Raw genomic sequence first — 22,954 nt, 5'->3', positions numbered from 1 at the left:
ATTCTATTCCAAAAATATTATTATGTTTAAATGAATATTTAGTTTTGTTTAAATGTTTCCATAATATTTGAGTTATTGTTTGCATTTTATTATTTATTCCACTATCACAATAAAAAATTTACCCTCTTATCCCAGTCCATGCTTCATCATTTCAACACCACTCATTTGTTCATTTCCATTTTCTTCACATTGTTGGTCTGTTTCATATCTTGCTTCTCTAAATCATCTGAAAGTCCACGTTTCCACAGAGCATACATTTCAATGAATCCACAAAATGAAGTCTTTCCAAACAGTTGCATTGATCCTTTCAAGATAAAAACCAAAGCCCTGCTTTCCACCCGCTTCCAAAATCTAAATGATTTTAAAAAAAGCGTTTCAATCCAATATGCAGAAACATATTTACAACAGGACAGCTCACTAAAACGGCCATCTACGGTCACTTTAAAGTATGTGAGTAACGGAGAAAAGATTACAAGAACATTGACATCCGGTTTGAATCAGGGGGATTTGGTAAACATTCAAAAGCAGGATTATTTTTCAAAAGCTAAATTTATTTTTAGACATCCAAGTGCAGTCAGGCAAAGAAATGAATTGGAAAAAATGCATATCCTTAGTCGCAGAAGAGCCGACATTTTTGGTTCAAAGGATGTTGCCTTTTACGATCTTGCCGAAACAACATTCCGCCATATTCATACACCGGATTTAGCCTATCATACGGCCAAAGACAGTTCGGAAAAAGGTTTTATAAATACGTTTAATCACGTCACGGCTCAAGCCCTCATTACTTCCTTTTTTTCTGAAGAACTAGCCGATCTAATTGGAGATATGCACGAAAGACTTTACATGCCAGAACTTACCACGGGTATATTTAAGGAAAGTCAATTGAAAGATTCAATCAACAATCCGGTAGATAATTATGTAGATATTCTGAATAATGAGATTGGACAAAAACTCGGTCTAAAACTGAAAACCAAATACGGACTGGATGAAAAAACAATATGCTCACCATCATTGCTGACCGCTTACCTCAACGACCTTCAAAGTTATTACATGTGGGCTTTGGAAATTGGCATGGAGCCTTTTCGGGAAACAGATCCGGTGGTGATCAAATTCTCGAAAAAAATCAATTCGCTGTTGGAAACACTTTAATGAAATTTTGCCTCGAGACGCACTATAATAGAATCTTTTACCGCAGTACTGTCGCGAATCACATGATAGTTTGTTATAATTTCCTGCACTCCTTCGTTAGATTCTTTGCTTAACAATTGAAACCAGTCATCCTGTATGATAACATTGCTCAGTATAGTTCCAATGAGATTTGCTTTTCTGAAATCGGGGTCTTTCAAATTCGATTTCGATAAATTGGCATGACTAAAATCAGTGCTGATAAAAAATCCATTACTCATATCTGAATCTTGAAGCAGCGCATAACGCATCATCGTATTTATATAAGTAGCATATTTTAAATTGGATTTGCAGATAGTGGCATTCGAAAAATCGGCGCTATCCAATCTGGCATAATTCATTTTAGCCTCATTAACTTTTGCCCAATTGAGTTTAGCGCCTATAAAATTGGTCTCCACCAAAGTTGTACGATTCAAATTAGTAGCTATCAGATTTGCCCCGCGAAATAAGGCATAATCTAACTGTGCTCCTTCCAGATTGGCCTGCTCCAAATTTGCGTAACTCAGATCTATTCCCTGCAAGTTTTGGCCGCGCAGATCTGCGTTTCTCAGATCCGCATAGGAAAAACTTAGTTGGTCTTTTATATTTTGAAAAGTAGCAGAGTCCAATCCGGAATTTAAAAAAGCAAGTAACAACATCCCCCGCATCGAACTCAATTCGCGATAGGATTTGCTTTCAGAATCCCATTGCTTCTGTACTTTAAATGTTGAACTCAATGATACCAGTCGCCTGGTCATTTGTTGCAATACAAAAGTGTCTTTTGTTTGAACCCTCATTGAATCCATTGTGTGGATTAATTCAAGCAACAAGCTGATCTTATTCTTTTGATCATCGAGACTCGCCTGCATTCTTAATTCTGCCAACTCCGTTTCGAGCTGATCCAATTTTCGCATTTTACTTTTATTCCATGCGTATCCAATGTATCCTGCTAATAAAATGAGGCCTGTAAGAATAAAAAGCACCCAAATATTCCTTACAAACGCTTGTTTATTTTTATTATGATTGCCGGAAAGAATATTTTGAATGGACAGATTTTGATTTGAGTTCTTAAAAGAATTTAAAATAATTAGGAAGAGAGTAAGCAACACCAGTCCGGCGACAAATCCCAGGTAAAAAGTATATTTCACTTGTAGGTATGGGATTTTAATAAAACCCAAAAACCAGCCCAAAAGTGCGGTCAGAAATAGAACTAAAACTGTAGTCAAGTTTAATTTCATGATTTGCAAAAAGAAAACTTCCCGGTTTCAAAAATTAAAAAACATCCGGGCACAAAAGTAAAGCTTAATCATTAGAGTCAAGCATCTGTAATACAAATCCAATAAACAATTCTTGTACAAATAATGCATATTTGTTATCATTGCATAATGAGTATGTTACAGATTATTTTTCTAAGCTTGTATTTATTGCCCGGGATTTCAGCATTTGTAAAGCCAGCTGAATCCAATAGGTCAAGGCCACCGAATTCCTATTACCAATCCTCAAAACCCATGGCTCGCTGGTTTTGGTTTGCAACCGAAATTAAAGAACGCGACGTCAAATATCAATTGGATTGGGCAAAAGAAAACAATTTTGGCGGACTCGAAATTGCATGGTTATTTCCCTTACACCGATATCAATTCTGGTATCAAAGAGATTTCAATCGCCATTACCCGGTCGATACCAGTGCGCAAAAATGGTTGAGTAAAGAATGGATTGAAATTGTTGCCTACACAAAACGCTATGCAGATACGATTGGAATGGCTTGTGATTTCACTTTTGGAAGTGCCTGGCCTGTTGCCGGACATAATATTGAAAAACAGTATGGCACTCAAATTTATGGCGATACTTCCTTTAGCCAGTTGCTAACGTTTTCATGGTCGTGGCCTGAAAATATGCGCGTCATCAATCACATGGATCCAAAAGCATTTGAAATTTTTGCAGAGCCCATACAAAGGGCTTTTAAAGATATCTTAAAAGGAGCTAAAACAGTATTGTTTACCGATTCATGGGAAATTAAGCTCAATAAGACAAATAAATTATGGACTCCGGGTTTTGATAAAACATTTAAAGAAAAATTTGGCTATGACATCATTCCATATATGGATATGGGACTGGATTCTTTTCCCGATGTACGTTACGATTATATGATGTTGCTTGATGAATATGTAACCAAAGGATTTTACATTCCTTATGTAAATAAGTGCAAAGAAATAGGTGCCTGGTCGCGGGTACAATGTCTGGGCGCGCCGGCAGACATCATGACGACCTATGCCCTACCGGATATCCCGGAATCTGAAGCGATGTTAAACGATCCGAATTATTCTAAAATTGTGAGCTCAGCCGGATGTTTAGCTTCTAAACAAGTAGTTTCGTGTGAATCCTTTACCTGTATGTATGGGTTTCCTAATACGTATCTTCGTAAAGAGCAAACTGCAGATTTAAAAATGGTTGCCGATGCTTTATTTGCCAATGGGATCAATCATCATATTTATTGCGGAATGCCTTTTAACCCAAAAGGTTCAGATACCATTGATTTCTTTGCCACCTGTTATATCGGTCCCGGAGGAAGTCTGACGGAAGAATTACCGGCATTCAATGCCTATGTAGAAAAAGTGTCGGGTATTTTGCAAAAGGGAAAAACATATACGGATGTTGCGGTGTACATTCCCTATGAAGATGCAGTAATGAAGGGTCCTTTACCGAAGGAGCGCCAACGGGTTTGGGTCTGGGGTGAATATGAAATGCGGTATGTTCATACTCCTGAAGAAGTTGCCGGCTATCATCCAATGTGGATCAACAGACATTTTTTGGAAACGGCAAAATTAAAAAACAAACAGTTGTTAGTTGGAGATGCTCATTTTTCACTTTTGTACATTGATGTCAAATATATGGACATTCGTGCGTTAAAAAGGGTTTTGCAATTGGCTCAAAAAGGTCTGCCCATATGTATCAAACAAACGCCAGCACAACCAGGTCTATCCAAATCATCTGCATTTTCCAAAATGCTCAAACAACTTTATGAATTAGAAAATGTTTTCTCAAATTTTGAACAAAACTATAATAAACAAGCACTCATTCAAGGCAACAGTTTACCGGAATACTGGTGCCGAACTACAAAAGACGGAACCAAGTATTTATTTTTAGCACAATGGCCTTCAAAGAATTTGCAATATCCGGTCTATTCCGGACAATCGTTAGTAACGGAATCGAAAATCATGGATTATAAAATTTCAGCGAACGGAAAAACACAAAATATTAAAATCGAATTTAAACCCTACCAATCGGTCATGCTGGAAATTACACCCGACGGCAACATAAAATTTATGGATATTTCATTTACCCCAAAAACTCCGATAGTGCGGCCTAGAGAAGTTCAGAAGAGTTATTTTTAGGATGTGCATTGGGTTATTTGGTGGATGGGTTGATTTACGGAATATAATTATTTGCGGAATGGGATTATTTACGGAATGGGTTGAAACCCCATTCCTAGTTATAGGGCGGGGTTGATTCATGGTCGGTTTTTTTGGTTTTCGTTTCCAATTTTTAATTTTTGGGTTTGCGTTTTTGAGTCCGGCTGAAGCCGGCTTTGGGTGGGGATGTTTCCAATTTGATTCGGATTTCTTAATAGCTTACAGCTTCAACTGGAAAATTGGGATGCGTACTGATTGGGATGGATTCATTTTACGGTATATAATTATTTACGTAATGGGTTGAATTTGCGGAATGGGGTTATTTACGGAATGGATTATTTACGGAATGGGTTGAAACCCATTCCTAGTTATAGGGCGGGGTTTATTCATGCTCGAATTTTTTGGTTTGCGTTTCCAATTTTTAATTTTTGGGTTTGCGTTTTTGAGTCCGGCTGAAGCCGGCTTTGGGTGGGGATGTTTCCAATTTGATTCGGATTTCTTAATAGCTTACAGCTTCAGCTGGAAAATTGGGATACGTAATGATTGGGATGGATTCATTTTACGGAATATAATTATTTACGGAATGGGGTTATTTACGGAATGGGGTTATTTACGGAATGGATTATTTACGGAATGGGTTGAAACCCATTCCTAGTTATAGGGCGGGGTTTATTCATGGTCGGTTTTTGGGGTGGCGTTTTCTGTTTATAATTTTTGGGTTTGCGTTTTTGGATCCGGCTGAAGCCGGCTTTGTGTGGGGATGTTTCCAATTTGATTCGGATTTCTTAATAGCTTACAGCTTCAACTGGAAAATTGGGATGCGTACTGATTGGGATGGATTCATTTTACGGTATATAATTATTTACGTAATGGGTTGAATTTGCGGAATGGGGTTATTTACGGAATGGATTATTTACGGAATGGGTTGAAACCCATTCCTAGTTATAGGGCGGGGTTTATTCATGGTCGAATTTTTTGGTTTGCGTTTCCAATTTATAATTTTTGGGTTTGCGTTTTTGGATCCGGCTGAAGCCGGCTGAGAAATCTAGAATTTTTAGCTTTATAAATAGCACCATTTGTTTTAAAGAATGGGGTTGCACTAATATTGATCAAAGATTATTAATTCTTGAATCCAATATGCATGAATGGTTAACTTTAATGAATCCGGCTAAAGCCGGTTGTAGTTAAATTTTATCTTAAGAAAAGAAAAGGACTTTGATTAGAAATGTAAACTCTTAAAAAATATTAGATTTTATTTGAGCGCATTTCAATCAAAGTCCCTTCTTGAAAATTCTATTTTACATCATGAATAGTTTTTAAAAACTATTCATTCTTTACAATCCGAATACTTTTCATATTTTCTGGCGTAATATAAATCAAGGTATATAATCCGCTCTTCAAATGGCTCATGTCTACAGAAAAAACATTGTAGCCTTCGTTTACAGCGTACTCTTTTGACCAAATGATTTTACTATGAATATCAGAAATTTGGACGATGCCTGTAGTTGAAAAAGAATGATTCATTTCTATTGAAAAAATATCATAAAACGGATTAGGGAAAATAGAAAGTAGGCTAGCAGTCTTAATTGCTTCGGGTTGTAACTGACAAGGCGTTGAAATCGTTATTTTCTTTTGCAAGCCAAGGCCACATGCATTTTCAACCTTAACGGTGATGTCACCGCCTTGATTTCCGATCAAAACTTTAATGACATTGGTGGTTGCTCCACTAATGATAGTGGTGCCCGGTGGTACTGTCCAATGATACTTTATTGCACCCGGGATATTTGCAATATAATAATTCTGGGTAGCACCAACGCATGGATTTAATTTTCCGAAAATCTTATTAGCAGCTGCTGGAATTCCATAGACCGTCAAGTTTTTAACTTTGCCCGATCCGCAAATATTTTTTGCAGTGACCTGAATGCTGCCGCTTGAAAATACCGGAAAACTAATACTCGCAGCGGTGTCTGAAGAATTTGGAACTTTAGTTACTACCGCACCCGCAATATCTGTAGCCCATGTATACGAACTTGCATTGGCTACTTTATTAATTTTAAAAACTGTAGTGGCCATACAATTGGAATACAGGTTACCTGAAATATTTCCGGGAATTCCCGGCACATTCATCACTTGAATCACAATAGATGCTGGCATTGACTTGCATCCAAATCCATTGGTCACCGTCAGATTGTAGGTTCCGCCTTTAGAAATATTTATTGTTTTTGTTGTTGCACCTGTATTCCAGGAATAAATGCTTGCTGTCGTATTTGCAGTGAGGTTCATCGTTCCGCCAACGCAAATATTGGACGAGCCGTCTGATGTGATATATGCCAAAGGCATTGGATTTACGGTAATATTCAATGTGGAAGCGGCTCCCTCTCCATATACATTCTTGCCTACCACTACAATTTTACCTGAGACCGCAGTGTTGTTTACTTTTACCGTAATGCTATTTGTTGAACTACTTCCTGTAAATCCGTTTGGAAGCGTCCAGATATAACTTGTAGCATTGAGGATAGCAGGAACGGTATACGTAATGAAACTTTGCCCCTGACAAACCGTGGCATTTCCTGAAATAGCGCCTGCACAAGCCGGAAGGTTTTCAAAAAGCACCTGATAAAGTATTGCAGTGACGCCATCTACGCCTGATGGATTTGAATTTGACAATCCGCATGCAATCACTTTCATGCATGGGTCGTAAATCATTCTCGTTCTGTAACCTATTGTATTTCCGCCATGACCCCAAACGGATTTATTAAAAGCAGCCAACAAAATTTTACTAATACCCAGGCCATAATTTCCAGGAGATTTAAAATCCGTCATTTGGGCTAAAGAATTTGAATTGATGACTTCGCCATTCATCAATTTAGAATACCACATGAGCATATCTGAAGGCGTTGAAAATAAAGATCCCGCTGCACCAACTGCTGAGTGCAAAGAAACCAGAGAAGTATCGTGATAATCAATTGAATTATACCATCTGTGGGCAATGACTCCCGGAATGGCTTCTTCCAGATCATAATATGTGTTGTTCATTTGCAATGGTGTAAGTATATACTCCCGGATCAATTTTGAAATGTGCTTTCCGGTAGCCTTATCAGCTACCATCCCGGCCAGGATGTAATTTGTATTCGAATAATAGAAACCTGCTCCCGGCGCAAATTTTTTGGGGCCAATCCACGAAAGAACTTCTTGTGGTGTCCATTTTCGACTTGGATTTTTAAAAATGGAATCTATTTGCGCCTGTGTACTGAACATATCTTCAACACCACTGGTATGGTTGAGCAGTTGCCGAATGGTAATATTTGGATCTACATTTTTATAAGTCGGTAGCCATTTGCTGAGTTTGTCTTCCAGCGTTATTATATTTTTCTCAGCTAACACAAGCATGACCACGGCCGTAAATAATTTGCTATTACTGGCCAGGCCTAATTTCATATCGGTAGTAAGAGCTTGCCCTGCAAAAGACACACCACTCGCCCCGGTCCACATGCCCTGACCCGGAACATAAACACCGGCCGAAACCCCTTTTGTAATTGGATTCCCGGCAACCAGTTCATTTAGCTTGTTTTGTAATTTAAGTGCCAGATCGGGATTGAAATTCTGTGCCTGAGCACTTTTGTCTAAAACTAAAATAAATAATGCAAAAAATAATTTCTTCATAATTCCATATTTAAAGTGAATAAATAAATACAAGAAAAAAATATGGCAAGGTTAGAGGATTCATTCTTTTTCATTGATCTTAAGTATGATTTCCAATCTCCATATTCCAATTCAGCTGTGATTGCTTGAAAGATGAATCCCACAGCAAACATCCACATTAAAATGGATTCGTCAAACTTGAATTGACAAGTGGTAAAGACTGTTGTACAACTGGAAAGAAATGAGATGAATTTTTACTTTTTGGCAAATTGCTTCAGAAATTTTTCTTTCTTTCGTTTTGAAACTTCGATCTCCTGGCCATTGCTCATAATGACAGAACCCCCTTCACCGCGAAGATACTTTTTAGCTTCATTGAGGTTGATCAGGGAGGAATGATGTACCCTGAAAAAATTAAAATCCTTCAAGAGGTCTTCATATTCTCCGAGGTTTTTGGATGTCACTATTTTCTCACCAGTTTTAGTATAGAAAATAGTGTATTGTCGGTCCGATTTCAAGTATAAGATATCCTGAATTTGAATAAAGTTCAAACCATCAGACGAAGGTAAGGCCAATTGGTAGTGGTCGGTTTTCGCAAGCTGCATATTTTGCATAAAAGTTTCCAAACGCTTGTTCATCTTTTGATGTTGACCGTTTTGTTCGACCTTTGCCACCGCAAGTTTGAGTTCTTCGATGTCTATAGGTTTCAAAAGATAGTCCAGAGCCGAAAACTTAATAGCCTTTAAAGCATAATGTTCAAATGCAGTTGTAAATATGATTTCAAACTGGATTTTTGAAAAGCGGTTTAATAAATCAAAACCCGTTTCCCGCTGCATTTCAATATCCAAAAAAATGACGTCTGGTAAATTGTTTTGAATTAATAAAAAAGCATCCTCCACCTTTGTAGCTATTCCCAACAATTTAACTTGAGGACAATACTCCCCGATTAAATTAACCAGCAATTTTAAACTTCTGGGTTCATCATCAATTAATATAGCTCGAATCATGACATGAATTCAACAGGCATTTCAATAACGACCCGCGTTCCCGCAGGAATTCCATCTTCATTTTTCAAATCCTCAATTTTAATTTGCGCTTTTTTATTTGTGATTGTCTCCATCATTTTGATCCTATCTTCGGTTACCTGTAAGCCCAGCGAATGGTGCGCGTTCACTTTCCTTTTTTTAATTTCTCCGGCGGCAGCACGGCCAATTCCATTGTCTTCAATGATACAGATGAGTTGACCAGATTGCCGGTTGATAGAAATGTTGAGATGCCCCGGTTCCAACTTATTGAGTAAACCATGAATCACTGCGTTTTCGACAAATGGATGCAACAACATTGAAGGAATCTCTGCTTCAGCTAAGTCCATATCATCTCCAATCTGAATATGATAAGTGAATTTATTGGCAAAACGCAATGACTCCATTTCAAGATATAATTTCAACATTTCCGTTTCCGATGCTATTGTAATATGTGTTTTACTGGAATTTTCAAGTACCAAGCGCATCAATTTTGAAAACTTGGATAAATACTTATGCGCGTCTTCTTTGGCAGATTCAGAGATCAGATGCTGAATGGAATTCATAGAATTGAAAATAAAATGGGGATTCATCTGAGCTCTCAAGGCTATAGATTTTGCCTCTGCAATTTTTTTCTCAACTTCTGCTTTTTCTTTTTCTTGTTTTTGAATTGTTTTTATTTTTTGAGAATATAGTACCGATCCAGACAATCCTATCAGTAAAACAATGAATATTCTGAACCAAATGGTCTTCCAATAAGGTGGATGGATTGTTAAATTTAATATGGCTCCTTCTGCATTCCACATCCCATCATTATTGGATCCCAGGATTTTCAGCTGATAATTTCCGGGAGGAACATTTGAATATTGACCCATTCTATTCCCGGCGTTATAGTTGATCTTCTTATCATATCCAATAAGCTGATAGCCAAATTGATTTTTAGCAGGATTATTATAATTCAGCGCTGTCATCTCAAAGGAAAAATCATTCTGATCATAATTCAGATTGAGGCTTGTTCCATTTCCGATAAAATCCGCCACTGGAGTATCCCGATTTTGCAATTTAAAACTGGCAAATTTAATTGGCGGTAAAAATGAATTGTATCTAATAGTGGAAGGATTAAAAATATTAAAACCATTGATCCCCCCAAAACAGAGTTCGCCTGAAGCCAAACGGATTCCAGCGAATGTATTAAACGCCTTACTTTGCAATCCATCTTTATCAGTGAAAATTCTTAAGCTTAGAATATTCATGTTTTGATCCAAAGTAAAATGCACTAAACCCGATAAGGTGCCGACCCAAAACTTACCATCTTCATCTAAGACGATCGATTTTATATCGCCGTTTAAAACAGCATTTGTACTTTTCAATTTCCGTACTGTTTCTTCTCCGCTTTTTTTGTAATAAACACCCATATCAGATGCCATCCACAATGTACCGGAAGAATCCTCTTCAAATTGGTGCACCGTATTCGCATGAAAACCTCCTGATTTTCTATAAGAACTTATCAGATTAAACTGATCATCTAACTTAAAAAATCCAGATTTGGTTGTAGATACCCACATTGATTGTTGACGGTCTTCAAAAAGAGTTGCATAAAAAGCATGGTGTAAATTTTCAATAGCCGGAGTATTATGCCTGTTTTCGAATGTTCCTGACTTCGGCACAAAACGGCAAACTAATTCAGCGGTAGCCAACCACACTTCACCATTCTTTCTGATTCTCACATCTAACACCAGTCTGCTTGCAATTCCATTCACGTTTTCCTCCTGGTATGGATACCGGGTCCATCGATTCAGATCAGGCTCAAAATAGTTAAGGCCATTCTCAGTTGCAATCCAAAGGTTATCCATCGAATCTATGTCAATACTGTAAATACAATTATCAGTAAGGGAATTGGAATTTTTAATATCGTGCTTGTAACATTTGAATGTGTTGAGCGCTCTGTTATAAAACATGAGTCCGCTTTTGCTACCCATCCATAAATTATGGTTTTTATCCTCATGAAAACAACTTATATCATTTTCACAAAGAGAATGAAGTTTACCCGGTTGAAGCATGAAATTCATAAAATTCTCACGCACTTCAGGAATTCGATCAACACCCTTACTTGCGGTCCCGACCCATATCATTCCAGACCGATCTTCATATAAACTGATCAATTTATTTTCTGCTAGGCTTTTAGAATTGAAAACATCATGCTGATAATGTTTCCAAACATTTAGCTTTGAATCGCGATAAATTAATCCGTTAAAAGAGCTCGCGATCCAAATATTATTTTTGGAATCGCAGATGATCGAATTCATTCTGAGCGCAGCCTGGTTCATATTTTCATCAGAGAAAATGACCTTTGTATATTTTTTAGAATACACATCAAAGCGGTACAGTCCACTTTCATAATAATTGATCCAGATCGTGCCACATTGGTCAATACATAAGTACTTACTTTGATTTGCAGTGCGCGATTTAGTTTGCTTCGGATTCAAAAGGAAAGGTGTAAAATGTTTACCTGTCAGCGAGAATTGATATAAGCCGGCAAGTGTGGCCAACCACAAATTTCCACTGCGATCGGAAACCATATCAATAATTCTATTCCTGCTATAAATTTCATATGTATTACCAATGGTATCATTGTAAAATCTGGTAAAATCATGTTGGACCTCGTCAAACCTCACCAATCCACTGCGCGTTCCTACCCAAATATTTAAATGCTCATCTTCAATGATACAAAAGACATCATTACTGGGAATGCTTCTGGTATTCCCAGCAATATATTTGTATGTGGTGAAACTTTCATTAACAGGATCACAAAGAATCAAACCATTTGCCCCAAACCATAACCTCCCTTTGGAATCTTTAAATGAGCATCCTAGACTGGTATTTACGATGTTGTTGGAATCAAGCTTATTGGGATAAAATAACTTTGATGTATATCCATTGAACTTGTTTAAACCATCGTTGGTTGCAATCCAAATGTATCCTTCATCATCCTGAACGATACTATTAATTGTATTGTTGGAAAGCCCATTTTCAATATTCAAATGTTGAAAACTCGCATTGTCGACTTGCGACAAAAGTTGAACAGGGATTATAAAAAGCCCATAAAAGCCGATAATTAAAGTGCGCAAGTCTAAAATAAGTGAAGCAAAACTCATTGCCCGTAAAGCTACAAAGTTATGTCATGATCTGCTATAGGCTAATTGGATTCCAATTGATAAGTGGGTGCTTCTAATTGACAATCGGAAGCATTTTTATGCATTTTGAAAAAAATAAAGTATAAATGCGAATATTATATTCGTGTTCAACTTTTAGATTTAAAAAATATCCAGATTTGTATTTATTATTTTAAAATAAAATCTCTTCGACAGAGGACAACCAATTAGTGCCTCAAAGAATTACTTCGAGCTTACTTGTTGCTTATGAAAGTATATTTAGATTCCAAGTTAGATTTACGGAATGGAATTATTTTTTTTTGGAATGGTTGATTTACGGGATGGTTGATTTACGGAATGGGTTGAATTTACGGAATGGGGTTATTTACGGAATGGGTTGATTTACGGAATGGGTTGATTTACGGAATGGGTTGAAACCCATTCCTAGTTATAGGGTGGGGTTTATTCATGGTCGGTTTTTTTGGCTTGCGTTTTCAATTTATAATTTTTGAGTTTGCGTTTTTGGATCCGGCTGAAGCCGGCTTTGGATGGGGATGTTTCCTATTTGATTCGGATTTCTTAATAGCTTACAGCTTAAGCTGGAAAATTGGGATACCCAATGATTTGGATGGATTCATTTTACGGAATGAAATTATTTACGGAATGGGTTGAATTCACGGAATGGGTTATTTACGGAATGGATTAATTACGGAATGGGTTGAAACCCATTCCTAGTAATAGTGTGGGGTTTATTCATGGTCGGTTTTTTGGCTTGCGTTTTCAATTTATAATTTTTGAGTTTGCGTTTTTGAGTCCGGCTGAAGCCGGCTTTGGATGGGGATGTTTCCTATTTGATTCGGATTTTTTAATTGCATACTGCTTCAACTGGATGATTGGAATACGTAATGATTGGGATGGATTCATTTTACGGAATATAATTATTTACGGAATGGGTTGAAACCCATTCCTAGTTATAGGGTGGGGTTTATTCATGGTCGGTTTTTTTGGTTTGCGTTTCCAATTTATAATTTTTGAGTTTGCGTTTTTGAGTCCGGCTGAAGCCGGCTTTGGATGGGGATGTTTCCTATTTGATTTGGATTTGTTATTAGCTTCCAGCTTAAGCTGGATGATTGGAATACGTAATGATTTGGATGGATTCATTTTACGGAATGAAATTATTTACGGAATGGGTTGAAACCCATTCCTAGTTATTGGGTGGGGTTTATTCATGGTCGGTTTTTTGGTTTGCGTTTCCAATTTATAATTTTTGGGGTTGCGTTTTTGGATCCGGCTGAAGCCGGCTTTAGGTGGGGATGTTTCCTATTTGATTCGGATTTTTTAATTGCATCCAGCTTCAATTGGAAAATTGGAATACGTAATGATTGGGATGGATTCATTTTACGGAATATAATTATTTACGGAATGGGTTGAAACCCATTCCTAGTTATAGGGTGGGGTTTATTCATGGTCGGTTTTTTGGTTTGCGTTTCCAATTTATAATTTTTGGGGTTGCGTTTTTGGATCCGGCTGAAGCCGGCTTTGGGTGGGGATGTTTCCAATTTGATTTGGATTTATTAATTGCATCCAGCTTCAACTGGAAAATTGGCAAGGTTGATGGACGGGATGGGGTTATTTTACGGAATGGAATTATTAAATTGACAGATGCAACATCAGAAAGTTTGGAGTAAATAAATTATAAACTTGCCAAATGGGCGCAAATTATTGATTTATATAAAGCTGACCGCAAATTAGAATAGTTAGCTAATGCTGGTAGGTTATAGTTTCATTTGTACATTTTGGAATTCGAGCTTACAAATATTTCGGATTAAGTGCTATTTGCAGCTCTTGCTTTTAGAATATATTTTATACTTATCACATAGATTGTTCATTAAATGTATCTGGAGTTGATTACATGGAACTGTTAATCATCCTCAATCAAGTATTCCAGGAATAATAGTTATGTTCTTCATCCAAAACAAAATCAGTCTTAGGGTAAAGTTTATTTCCGATGAAGTTTGATTTTGCAGTTTCGAGAATCAAGCCAGCAGATTGTGTATGAACAGCCAATTCTTTGGCTTTATCAATTAATAAAACGGAGATCCCCCGACCCCGGTAATCAGGATGAACATATAAATCATTCAGCAGCCAAAGTCTTTTCATACGAGTTGACGAAAATATGGGATATAGTTGAACAAAGCCGGTTAATGCTTTATCCTGAGCTTCCGCGACAAATATTTCAGATTCCTTATTCACGAGTCTGTCTCTAAGGAATTCACCCGCGGCTAGGACATCTGTCTCTTTTTCATAGAAGACCCGATATTCATCAAATAGTCTTGCCAACTTGCCCAAATCCTCAAACGTTGCCTTTCTCGTTATCATTTATTAATTGTTTCGCCACCTAATGGGCCATAAAACATAACCCAGCATAAAAAATCATCAGTGAAGTTTACAAACCTATGCTCAACTCCTGCAGCTACAAATATAAAATCCCCTGATTGAAATGAAGTCATCTCAGTTCCATTTATAAAATCTCCCCTTCCGGAAATAATGATATATACTTCATCCCGGTCATGCGGCATTTGTAAATCAACTATAATATGCATTTGAAATAATTTAGAAAATGCTTATGTTCTTGTTGTTCCTGAAATTGTAGAATTCTGATGACAATACTCCATAACCCAAACGATTGAAGGTCATTCTACTATATTTAAAACAAGATTGGTAAAAAAAACCACATACACCTATCAGTTGATTGAAGCATTATTTAATCAAAAGAAACCGTCCAGTACTGCCGGCACGACTTACATTCCAAATTTACTATTATTAAATTTTCATTATTCTACAATAGTTCTGAAAGTTAGATTTATTCTTGGTTTATGGATGCGCTTTGTGGGCGGTAGACGATGTAACCAAAATGACTGTGTCGTGTCTTTCATTACCAGTAAACTTCCATGGTCCAGAATCAATTCGATTTTTTCCTGGCTTGTTTTATGTTTAAAAGCAAATTTTCGGTTTGCACCAAAACTTAACGAAGCTATGGCCCCATTTTTTTCAAATCGGTTTCGCCATCACTGTGCCAGGCCATTCCCTCATCTCCGCTGTGATATAAGTTTAGCAAACATGAATTAAATGTTTCGCCCGTTTCTTTTTCAGTGATTTCTTTAAGTTCCAATAATTCTTGAGTCCAGGGTAAAGCATATTTTGCGACATTAGAATAGATATATTCAAATGGTTTTTCACCGTACCAGGCCACTTTTCGCTTTGTAATAATTTTCTTTCCGAAAATGATGGCCTCATCATTTCGCCATTCAATAGTATTGAACAACTTTTCAAAATAGTCATCGGCAGTTCCTGACGCAAATATCTTTCCGTAATAGTTTACCGTGCCATCTTGCGGCAAGTAATTTTTTGATTTGTCAAAAGTGTCCTCAAATAATTCCACTCTTCTAATTTAAGATATTTTTTAAGTAATTTAAAGTTTAGAGACCGCGCTTCTTTACTCCATTTCTTTGTCAAATGAACTCCAGTTTTCACATTTGGATATATTTCATCCAGCTGAATTTCTAAAATAAATTTACTGCATTTTCATGAATCTTGAAATTATACACAGGAATGCCAAAATCCAGGGCCGAACACCCTGCTTCATTTATACACAATACAATATCTCAAGTCGATTTAAATTCTTCTTTTAGTATTCTAATGGACAATGCCTTATTGGTTGATTGTAAATTCCCTCAGATTGTTTTTAACCGTATTATTCCATTCCTCTTTTAAAATACTTAAGACGATGCTGTCACGTCTATTGCCGTTTGGTTTACAGGTGTTGCTTCTTAACACACCTTCAATGACACAACCAATACTTTTCATAGCATTGATACTTCTTTTATTCTCATTATCGGCTCTAAATTCTACCCTTTCGAAATTCAATACATCAAAAGCAAATTCCAAAAGTAAATATTTACAATTCTTGTTTAGTCCCGTTCCCTGAAATTGCTTTCCGTACCATGTATATCCAAGTTGTAAGCTTGCATGTTCATTTTGTATGTCATAAAACCTGGTTGAGCCTGCATATTGATTTGTTCGTTTATCGAAAACCGTAAAAGGATATTCTTTTTTGTGCTCGCGGCCCTTTATTGCTTTGAGTCCATATACAATTTCAATTTTTCAGGAGTATAAGCTTGTTGCAAAGAATATTCCCATAAATTGGGTTCATTGATTGAAAAATGGACTAAATTTTCAAAATCCCCTTCTTTGAGTGGTGTCAATCTTACCACTTTATTTTCGAGCACATATTCCTGATCAAAGCTTATCATAAATCTCCGTGTTACTTTAATTTTATTGCATCTATGCAAAAGGCGTCAATAGGGGTTTGCGGAATTTTGCTCGCTAAAGCTGGAAACCCCTTCTTGAATGCAGGTTTACTGATTGATTCCCGCTTCTATTTTTTCAGCTTCGTTTCATAAATTTGGATCCATTGTTCCACACTTACTTTCTGCATTAGATCCCCAATCAATTTATAAGGAATTTCATCAAACTTTTTAAAGCGGATACAACTTTTTCCCATATCCAGTTTTTGTTTGCTATGCTTTGGATATTCCGTTACGAACCAATTCAATAATTTAGGGTCAGCATATATTCCCATATGATAAAAATTAATTGAATTTTTTTGGGAGGCAAGCCCTGCAAAAGGAAGCGGTTCACTTGGCTTACAATGGTAACCCCCCGGATAGATCTTATGCGGAACTACATAACCCAATCCACCATAACTAATAGCTGCTTCAAATCCTTTAGGCAGATTTTTTAAGATAACATCATGCAGTTTATTAAAAGCCTCGATTCTTTCATCCGGAAGGCTTGTCAGAATTTCATTTACTGTTTTTCCTTCTGCTTTCATTTATATTATTTAACGATGTTGGTCCAATAAAATTACATTCCCGTCAGGGTCCGTTAAGGTAAGACTGGCAGGACCCGTTGTTTTTAGGTCAGCCTGACTTGTGAGCGTGAGGCCGCTGTTGAGGAGGTGTTTTTGAATTTCGCGAATGTCATCAAAGTTTTCAATATTGCCGGCGTTTTCATCCCATCCCGGATTAAACGTCAGAATATTCCCTTGAAACATTCCCTGAAAAAGTCCGATAAGTGCGTTGTCGTTTTTCATGATGAGGTATCGGTGCTCCATACTCCCGGCAAATACCTGGAAACCCAATTTTTCGTAAAACTCTTTTGAAGTCTTTAAATCTTTTACACTGAGACTGATTGAAAATGCGCCTAATTTCATGTGGTTTGGTTTTTCTGATTTAGTCGTTATCGAAATACTATTTAATTGGTTTTGGGCCTTAACTGTATTGTACTCCATTCCTGTCGCAATGATTGCGAAAAGTACAACAATGATAAAATAAGTTTTTTTCATCGGGTCGTTTTTATATTTATTTTATTAATATTTCTTTATTCTTATGTATTACATACGGTAAGCGTTAAGGAAACATTTCTGTTTGGCACACTTCGCCACATTGAATAATCTTGAATCCCTATTTTTTCAATCCAATAAACCAGTCGATCAATTCCTTTTCGTCAACGATACTCCAGGAATGCGGGTATCAATGCAATAGCTCATTCATGGCCTGATTCAGACGTTCAATATCCCGATCGTTAATGTATAAGTGCGGTGCAATTCGAATGGATTTGGATCTTTGACTAATGTAGATATTTTTAGTTTTAAGTTCTGCTACCAGATTCCCAGTATATGCATCCGGAATGCGTGCTCCTAAAATATGCGGGCTTCTTTGGGATTTATCCAATAACTGAAAACCCAATTTGTCTAAATTCAATTCTATGCGCTGAGTAATAGATAGTAGGGTTTGTGCTATATTTGGTATTCCCCAGGTTTTAATTTGTTCCAGAGCTGCAATAACACCAGGTAAAATCGTTGGAGTACATTTTTCGCCCATTTCAAAGCGTCTTGAACCAGACATATATACATCGGAATAATTGACCAAATTAGCAAAATCTTCCGCATTTTCCCGACCAATCCAAGTTTCTTCGAGAGGCCTTTCATTACGCCATTTTTGATCTATATAAAAAAGACTAAACCCATACGGACCCAAAAGCCATTTGTAACCTGCAGCAATAAGAAAATCAGGTTTAATCTCGTTTATTGAAAAAGGAATTACTCCCAATGTCTGTGTTGCATCAATCATTAAAATAGCATTTATTTCATCGCATTTATGTCTGATGGCTACCAAATCTATTAAAGCACCATTTGTCCAATGACAAGAAGATAGGGCCACGGCTTTTACAGAATGGTCCATATTATTTAATATTGCTGCTGTCCAGTTTCCATCAATGGGAGTATCTACTACATCTAATATGATTCCAATCTCCTTTGCAGCGCGTTGCAATGGAAACACGATGCTCGGAAATTCCTCAGCAACTATCAAAACGCGATCCCCTTTTTTTAAATTAGTTTCTAAAATCCTGCCAACGGTACTCATTCCATAACTTACGGAAGGGATGACTGCAAATCCATCCACATCTCCACCAAATAATGAGCAAGATAATTCTCTGATGATCTCAGCCTCCTTGAAAAAATCTGCCGGTACTCTTTCCCAGGGATGCTTTTTTGAATCAACGCCGAAATGTAGTCTTTTTGTGGATTCCAATAATAAAGGTGAGTAGTAAGCACAATTGAAATAAGCTATCTGATCCGGAATATCAAACAGTTCTCTTTGCGAATGAATAATGCCCATATGTTTAAATATCTAGTTTATAAAGGACAAATATTTTGTCGGGTAATTTTAATAAATTAAATAATATACCTCACACCTTGAAATCAAAATTAGACTAAATATTTTAAACGACACCCTTTGTATTGAGTTTTTGAATAAATATTTATAAACGACATTGGCGTTTAATAAACACTTATTATTTCAAATCAAATCGCGCTTACTTGCACACCTACTTTCGACAAAATATTATAAACCCTTAGGTTCTGTTTTGTTAAACATGTATCTCGCAATTTTCCATTCGCCATCTACTTTTTCAAATACAAAAAGCTCTCGGTTTGCTTCCGGAATTTCCACACCATTTGCAAGAATTTTAACTGTTCCTTTTGAACTTGTTACGGCAAATGCCATGTTTCCTTCCACTTCAATTTCTTCAATAAAAAATTCAATGTTCAGCTGAATTTGGGAAAATACAAATTCATAAGATTTTAAAATTCCTTCTGAGCCTATTCCGGAGGGAGCTTCTGTTGGCATAAATATCCCATCTTTGGTGTAAAGCGATTGGGCCAATTTGGCATCTGAGGTGTTCAATGATTTTTTATACTCACTCAGCAGGACTTCTATTTTTTGCTTTTCAACTTTACTCATGATTTCACTATTTTCTGTTTTATTTTTATTTGTTTCGCCCGATTCTTGTTTTGGATAACATGAGGCCATAAATAAAATGGCAAGAGCAGATATTGTTAAGTTTTTCATATTTAATTTTGTTTAATCCATTCTTCAAAACTTGTGAATTCTGCATTAGCTATTTCTTTAGCCAGCTGTATTTGAGGATCAGTTCCTTCACCCATATAACTGTGAGCTTCAAAATAGGCCATCATCTCAGAAATCTCCTTTGCTCCTTCAAAGAAAGTTGAAAACAATTCTCCGGGAACTTGCGTAAAACTATACTCTTTACCATTTGCCCGGAATGCTGCAATAATATCATTGAAACTGTTAAGTTCTGTTGCCAATGAAAGGTAAGATCCTTTACTCAGTTTTTCCGGGTTTAGGAATGCACCTATAACCACTTTGCCCAAATCTTTAATGTCGGCCATGTGAATTACTTTTTTAGCCGGGTCAATGGGAAGTGTCCAACCTGTTGATCCATCTGCTTGCGGCAGAGGTGACAACATTCCAGTAAAGTTTTGAAAATAGAATGGCGGCTGTACAAATGTGTAGTTTTCAAAGCCAGCATCCCTTACCAAGGCATCTACTTTAGCTTTACCGGTAAAATGTGGAACATTAAACTTGCCATTACTTATCTTTTCCACATCTGGAAGCGTTGACCATATAAAATGATTCACTCCTGCATCCTTAGCTGCTTGAATGGCCATCTTCCCTTGCGCTATTTCGTCTGCTCCTTCCCAAAAATTAGTTACCACAAAAACTCCGTGTGCGTTTTTAAACGCTGTAGTTAATGAAGCTAAATCTGTAAGATCGCCCTGTGCAACTTCATCTGCGGGACCCGAATACTTTTCAGGATTCCTCGTAATCGCTCTGGCCTTAAATGAGCCTTCTTTAATAAGTGAGTCTATAACTCCCTTCCCTTGTAAGCCTGTAGCGCCTATTACGGCAATGATTTTCTTTTCCATTTTTATATTTTTTAATTATTAACATCACAAAGATGGGATGATAAAACGAGTCGTACCTATAAGCTATATTAAGAAAAAGCCTTAAACTAGTTTAAGGCTTTGCGAGCTTTTTACGAATAGTACTCAAAAACTCTGGAGTTACACCAAGGTAAGATGCAATCTGGACGTTGGAGATAAGATTAAAAAATTGGGGATGCCTCTCGAGAAAATCTAAATATCGCTCTTCAGCTGTTGAACTTATATTTTGCAAAACTCGTCGCTGCAAACTGATCATGGCATTTTCGGCGAGCACTCTAAAAATGCGATTGAATTTAGGATAATCCACGAAAAGTTTCAGTTGATCTTCTTTCTTAATCTGGAGTACCATTGAGTTTTCAAGTGCTTCAATATTCAATTTCGATGGAGTGTTGCTATGAAAACTTCCAATATCTCCAATCCACCAATTTTCGATAGCGAACTGAAGGTTATGTTCTTTTCCATGCTGGTCAACCAAATACATTTTAAAACAACCCTCAATAACGAAGGTGCTGTGTTTGCAAATTTCTCCCTCCTGAAGAATAAACTGCCTTTTTTTAATGTTTCGCGCTTTAAAGCTTTCTTCAACAAAAGCTATTTCCCTCTCATCTAATGGAAGCAAGCGATTGAAATATTCTATAAGGGTTTGTGTCTTCATGGTGTATTTATTCAACGCTTGTTAAAAAGCTGATTATTTATGCGCTATGAAAATGATGTGTGTTTCAAATTCGTTTCCAGATTTTGCATATTCAACGTTAAAAACTTTTATATTCTCAAAATGGTTTTTTTGAAGTTGAACCCTAAGGTCTTCTTGATTGTAAAAATAGAAATATGATCTTTTGCCACTGGAATCCACCTGAAAACCGGATTGCCCTTGGTCTCCTTCGACAAAGCTTAAATACAACAGTCCATCTGCATTCAAAAGTTGATAACAGTTGGCAATCAGTTTTTGGCTGTCTATAGGCGAAAGGTACGGCAAACAAAAACCACAAACGATGCCATCATATTTTACTGTTATTTTATCCAATTGTCTACAGTCCATTACAGCAAAACTTGCGGTTGGATTATTTATTCTCGCAAGTTCTATCATATTGGCTGCAATGTCAATTCCGAAAATATCAAAATCGGGTCTTACAGATAAAAGATACTTTGCAATGTTTCCCGGTCCACAAGCAATTTCCAATATTTTCGCATGATCTCTTGCAATGGAATTACAAATAAAATCATAAGTGTCATTATACAAGTCCAGGTCCATAAACTTGTCTTGATATTGGGCTGCAAGTTTGTTCCAGGTTTCAAATGTTTCTTGATATCTGTCCATTAGATTGTCGGTCGCTAAAATGATGATTTAAGGATTGGTATACATTCGGTCCAAGCTCTAGGAGACAGCTAATTTACAAATTTTTTTTGAATTCATAGCAGCCATCTCGAGCTGATTCATCGGGAGTAAAAAATTAAACCCTGCTCAGCAGTAATGAACGAATAGAGTTTTAACCGCTGCTGCTATTAAATGCTTACTACGATTGCTATTGCAATATATGTTTCATTCAGCAGATCCTCGATTCTTATCACCCACAAATCATTCAAAAACCAATTCCAGTCATCGCGCGAAATTCCCATAGATTAAAATTCACTTCAGGTTTCCATATATAAACTACGGCTGCTTGCGCAATAAAACTTAGTTGCTATGGGAAGAAATTTTTTCTCGTTAGTTTTAATTCTGCGATATCATTTAAGTTCTGAAAGAATTATCTTTTTCTGCTTAAATGTATTCTTCATTGCCTTTTCTCTGACTTTAGGATCATCGCTGTTAATAAGGTCAAAATATTCAACAGGAACAACTTGCCACGATAAGCCATATTTGTCTTTACACCAGCCACAAGAACTTTCTTCGCCACCATTGGCAGTCAAAGCAGCCCAATAATAATCTACTTCTGCCTGGTCTTTGCAATTAATCACAAATGAAACAGATTCATTAAATTTGAAGTAAGGACCTGCTGCCAAAATATTGAATTCTATCCCATTTATTTCTATAATTGCAGTTTCAAATTCACCCCCACCTACTTCTGGTGGATTTTGATATTTGCGATGCTCTTTCAGTTTACCATCCTTGAAAATAGAGAGGTAATAATCTACCACTGCTTTTGCATCTTTGGTCTCAAGCCAAAGACAAGGTGTTATTTTTTGACTCATCATCGC

Annotated in this window: 16 protein-coding genes and 2 pseudogenes; 2 read left to right on the top strand and 16 right to left on the bottom strand. The window is 36.8% G+C overall.

The genetic code is table 11. The features are described 5' to 3' along the window. The first annotated feature begins 261 nt into the window (after window positions 1–261). Complete coding sequence (locus IPM92_00260; GenBank protein ID MBK9106836.1) at window positions 262–1,149, top strand: hypothetical protein; 888 nt, start codon at window positions 262–264, stop codon at window positions 1,147–1,149. Here the strand turns inward: IPM92_00260 and IPM92_00255 are convergent. Then, entirely contained in the window at window positions 1,146–2,402 is a 1,257-nt protein-coding gene (locus IPM92_00255; GenBank protein MBK9106835.1) for a pentapeptide repeat-containing protein, read from the bottom strand. The two genes, IPM92_00260 and IPM92_00255, sit on opposite strands and share 4 nt — an antisense overlap. A gap of 153 nt (window positions 2,403–2,555) precedes the next feature. Between IPM92_00255 and IPM92_00250 the strand changes: the two genes are divergently transcribed. Continuing rightward, window positions 2,556–4,556 carry a hypothetical protein gene (locus tag IPM92_00250; protein ID MBK9106834.1) on the top strand — a complete coding sequence of 667 codons (2,001 nt, stop codon included), beginning with the start codon at window positions 2,556–2,558 and terminating at the stop codon, window positions 4,554–4,556. Between the two features lie 1,341 nt (window positions 4,557–5,897). Here IPM92_00250 and IPM92_00245 read toward each other — a convergent pair. The 15 genes and pseudogenes from IPM92_00245 to IPM92_00175 form a co-directional block, all read right to left on the bottom strand. After that, window positions 5,898–8,237 (bottom strand): serine hydrolase, encoded by a 2,340-nt coding sequence (locus tag IPM92_00245; protein MBK9106833.1) that lies wholly within the window; start codon window positions 8,235–8,237, stop codon window positions 5,898–5,900. Between the two features lie 233 nt (window positions 8,238–8,470). Then, a complete protein-coding gene (locus tag IPM92_00240; GenBank protein ID MBK9106832.1) occupies window positions 8,471–9,220 on the bottom strand; it encodes a response regulator transcription factor in 750 nt (249 codons plus the stop codon). Continuing rightward, a complete protein-coding gene (locus IPM92_00235) occupies window positions 9,217–12,390 on the bottom strand; it encodes a histidine kinase (GenBank protein ID MBK9106831.1) in 3,174 nt (1,057 codons plus the stop codon). The genes IPM92_00240 and IPM92_00235 overlap by 4 nt, the downstream gene beginning before the upstream one ends. Window positions 12,391–14,322: 1,932 nt before the next feature. Further along, window positions 14,323–14,766, bottom strand: coding sequence for a GNAT family N-acetyltransferase (locus IPM92_00230; protein MBK9106830.1), 444 nt, complete (start codon window positions 14,764–14,766; stop codon window positions 14,323–14,325). Continuing rightward, entirely contained in the window at window positions 14,763–14,990 is a 228-nt protein-coding gene (locus IPM92_00225) for a cupin domain-containing protein (GenBank protein ID MBK9106829.1), read from the bottom strand. The genes IPM92_00230 and IPM92_00225 overlap by 4 nt, the downstream gene beginning before the upstream one ends. A 231-nt stretch (window positions 14,991–15,221) precedes the next feature. Beyond that, window positions 15,222–15,829: pseudogene (locus IPM92_00220) on the bottom strand (alpha-ketoglutarate-dependent dioxygenase AlkB). 269 nt (window positions 15,830–16,098) lie between these two features. Beyond that, a pseudogene (locus tag IPM92_00215) lies at window positions 16,099–16,700 on the bottom strand (GNAT family N-acetyltransferase). A gap of 125 nt (window positions 16,701–16,825) precedes the next feature. Next, a complete protein-coding gene (locus IPM92_00210) occupies window positions 16,826–17,281 on the bottom strand; it encodes a DUF1801 domain-containing protein (GenBank protein MBK9106828.1) in 456 nt (151 codons plus the stop codon). A gap of 9 nt (window positions 17,282–17,290) precedes the next feature. Further along, window positions 17,291–17,662, bottom strand: coding sequence for a VOC family protein (locus IPM92_00205; protein MBK9106827.1), 372 nt, complete (start codon window positions 17,660–17,662; stop codon window positions 17,291–17,293). Between the two features lie 319 nt (window positions 17,663–17,981). Continuing rightward, the gene (locus IPM92_00200) at window positions 17,982–19,130 is read right to left on the bottom strand and encodes an aminotransferase class V-fold PLP-dependent enzyme (GenBank protein MBK9106826.1); all 1,149 of its coding nucleotides are present in this window, start codon (window positions 19,128–19,130) and stop codon (window positions 17,982–17,984) included. A 225-nt stretch (window positions 19,131–19,355) separates the two neighbouring features. After that, window positions 19,356–19,862 (bottom strand): nuclear transport factor 2 family protein, encoded by a 507-nt coding sequence (locus IPM92_00195; GenBank protein MBK9106825.1) that lies wholly within the window; start codon window positions 19,860–19,862, stop codon window positions 19,356–19,358. 2 nt (window positions 19,863–19,864) lie between these two features. Further along, window positions 19,865–20,740, bottom strand: a complete 876-nt coding sequence (locus IPM92_00190) for an NmrA/HSCARG family protein (GenBank protein ID MBK9106824.1) — start codon at window positions 20,738–20,740, stop codon at window positions 19,865–19,867. A 91-nt stretch (window positions 20,741–20,831) separates the two neighbouring features. Continuing rightward, a complete protein-coding gene (locus IPM92_00185; protein MBK9106823.1) occupies window positions 20,832–21,413 on the bottom strand; it encodes a Crp/Fnr family transcriptional regulator in 582 nt (193 codons plus the stop codon). Between the two features lie 33 nt (window positions 21,414–21,446). Continuing rightward, on the bottom strand, window positions 21,447–22,076 hold the full coding sequence (locus IPM92_00180; protein ID MBK9106822.1) for a class I SAM-dependent methyltransferase: 630 nt from the start codon (window positions 22,074–22,076) through the stop codon (window positions 21,447–21,449). A 407-nt stretch (window positions 22,077–22,483) separates the two neighbouring features. Then, window positions 22,484–22,951, bottom strand: a complete 468-nt coding sequence (locus IPM92_00175; protein MBK9106821.1) for a VOC family protein — start codon at window positions 22,949–22,951, stop codon at window positions 22,484–22,486. Window positions 22,952–22,954: the final 3 nt, after the last annotated feature.

This window comes from Saprospiraceae bacterium, from assembly GCA_016719615.1.
Classification (GTDB): Bacteria; Bacteroidota; Bacteroidia; order Chitinophagales; family Saprospiraceae; genus Vicinibacter.
The sequence above is the reverse complement of the archived record's forward strand: the minus strand, read 5'-3'. Positions and strand labels throughout refer to the sequence as shown.

Excerpts from the sequence above, each read along its gene's own strand:
- IPM92_00260 (MBK9106836.1), top strand. The coding sequence starts at position 262 with ATGAATCCACAAAATGAAGTCTTTCCAAACAGTTGCATTGATCCTTTC.
- IPM92_00255 (MBK9106835.1), bottom strand. The coding sequence starts at position 2,402 with ATGAAATTAAACTTGACTACAGTTTTAGTTCTATTTCTGACCGCACTT.
- IPM92_00250 (MBK9106834.1), top strand. The coding sequence starts at position 2,556 with ATGTTACAGATTATTTTTCTAAGCTTGTATTTATTGCCCGGGATTTCA.
- IPM92_00245 (MBK9106833.1), bottom strand. The coding sequence starts at position 8,237 with ATGAAGAAATTATTTTTTGCATTATTTATTTTAGTTTTAGACAAAAGT.
- IPM92_00240 (MBK9106832.1), bottom strand. The coding sequence starts at position 9,220 with ATGATTCGAGCTATATTAATTGATGATGAACCCAGAAGTTTAAAATTG.
- IPM92_00235 (MBK9106831.1), bottom strand. The coding sequence starts at position 12,390 with ATGAGTTTTGCTTCACTTATTTTAGACTTGCGCACTTTAATTATCGGC.
- IPM92_00230 (MBK9106830.1), bottom strand. The coding sequence starts at position 14,766 with ATGATAACGAGAAAGGCAACGTTTGAGGATTTGGGCAAGTTGGCAAGA.
- IPM92_00225 (MBK9106829.1), bottom strand. The coding sequence starts at position 14,990 with ATGCATATTATAGTTGATTTACAAATGCCGCATGACCGGGATGAAGTA.
- IPM92_00210 (MBK9106828.1), bottom strand. The coding sequence starts at position 17,281 with ATGAAAGCAGAAGGAAAAACAGTAAATGAAATTCTGACAAGCCTTCCG.
- IPM92_00205 (MBK9106827.1), bottom strand. The coding sequence starts at position 17,662 with ATGAAATTAGGCGCATTTTCAATCAGTCTCAGTGTAAAAGATTTAAAG.
- IPM92_00200 (MBK9106826.1), bottom strand. The coding sequence starts at position 19,130 with ATGGGCATTATTCATTCGCAAAGAGAACTGTTTGATATTCCGGATCAG.
- IPM92_00195 (MBK9106825.1), bottom strand. The coding sequence starts at position 19,862 with ATGAAAAACTTAACAATATCTGCTCTTGCCATTTTATTTATGGCCTCA.
- IPM92_00190 (MBK9106824.1), bottom strand. The coding sequence starts at position 20,740 with ATGGAAAAGAAAATCATTGCCGTAATAGGCGCTACAGGCTTACAAGGG.
- IPM92_00185 (MBK9106823.1), bottom strand. The coding sequence starts at position 21,413 with ATGAAGACACAAACCCTTATAGAATATTTCAATCGCTTGCTTCCATTA.
- IPM92_00180 (MBK9106822.1), bottom strand. The coding sequence starts at position 22,076 with ATGGACAGATATCAAGAAACATTTGAAACCTGGAACAAACTTGCAGCC.
- IPM92_00175 (MBK9106821.1), bottom strand. The coding sequence starts at position 22,951 with ATGATGAGTCAAAAAATAACACCTTGTCTTTGGCTTGAGACCAAAGAT.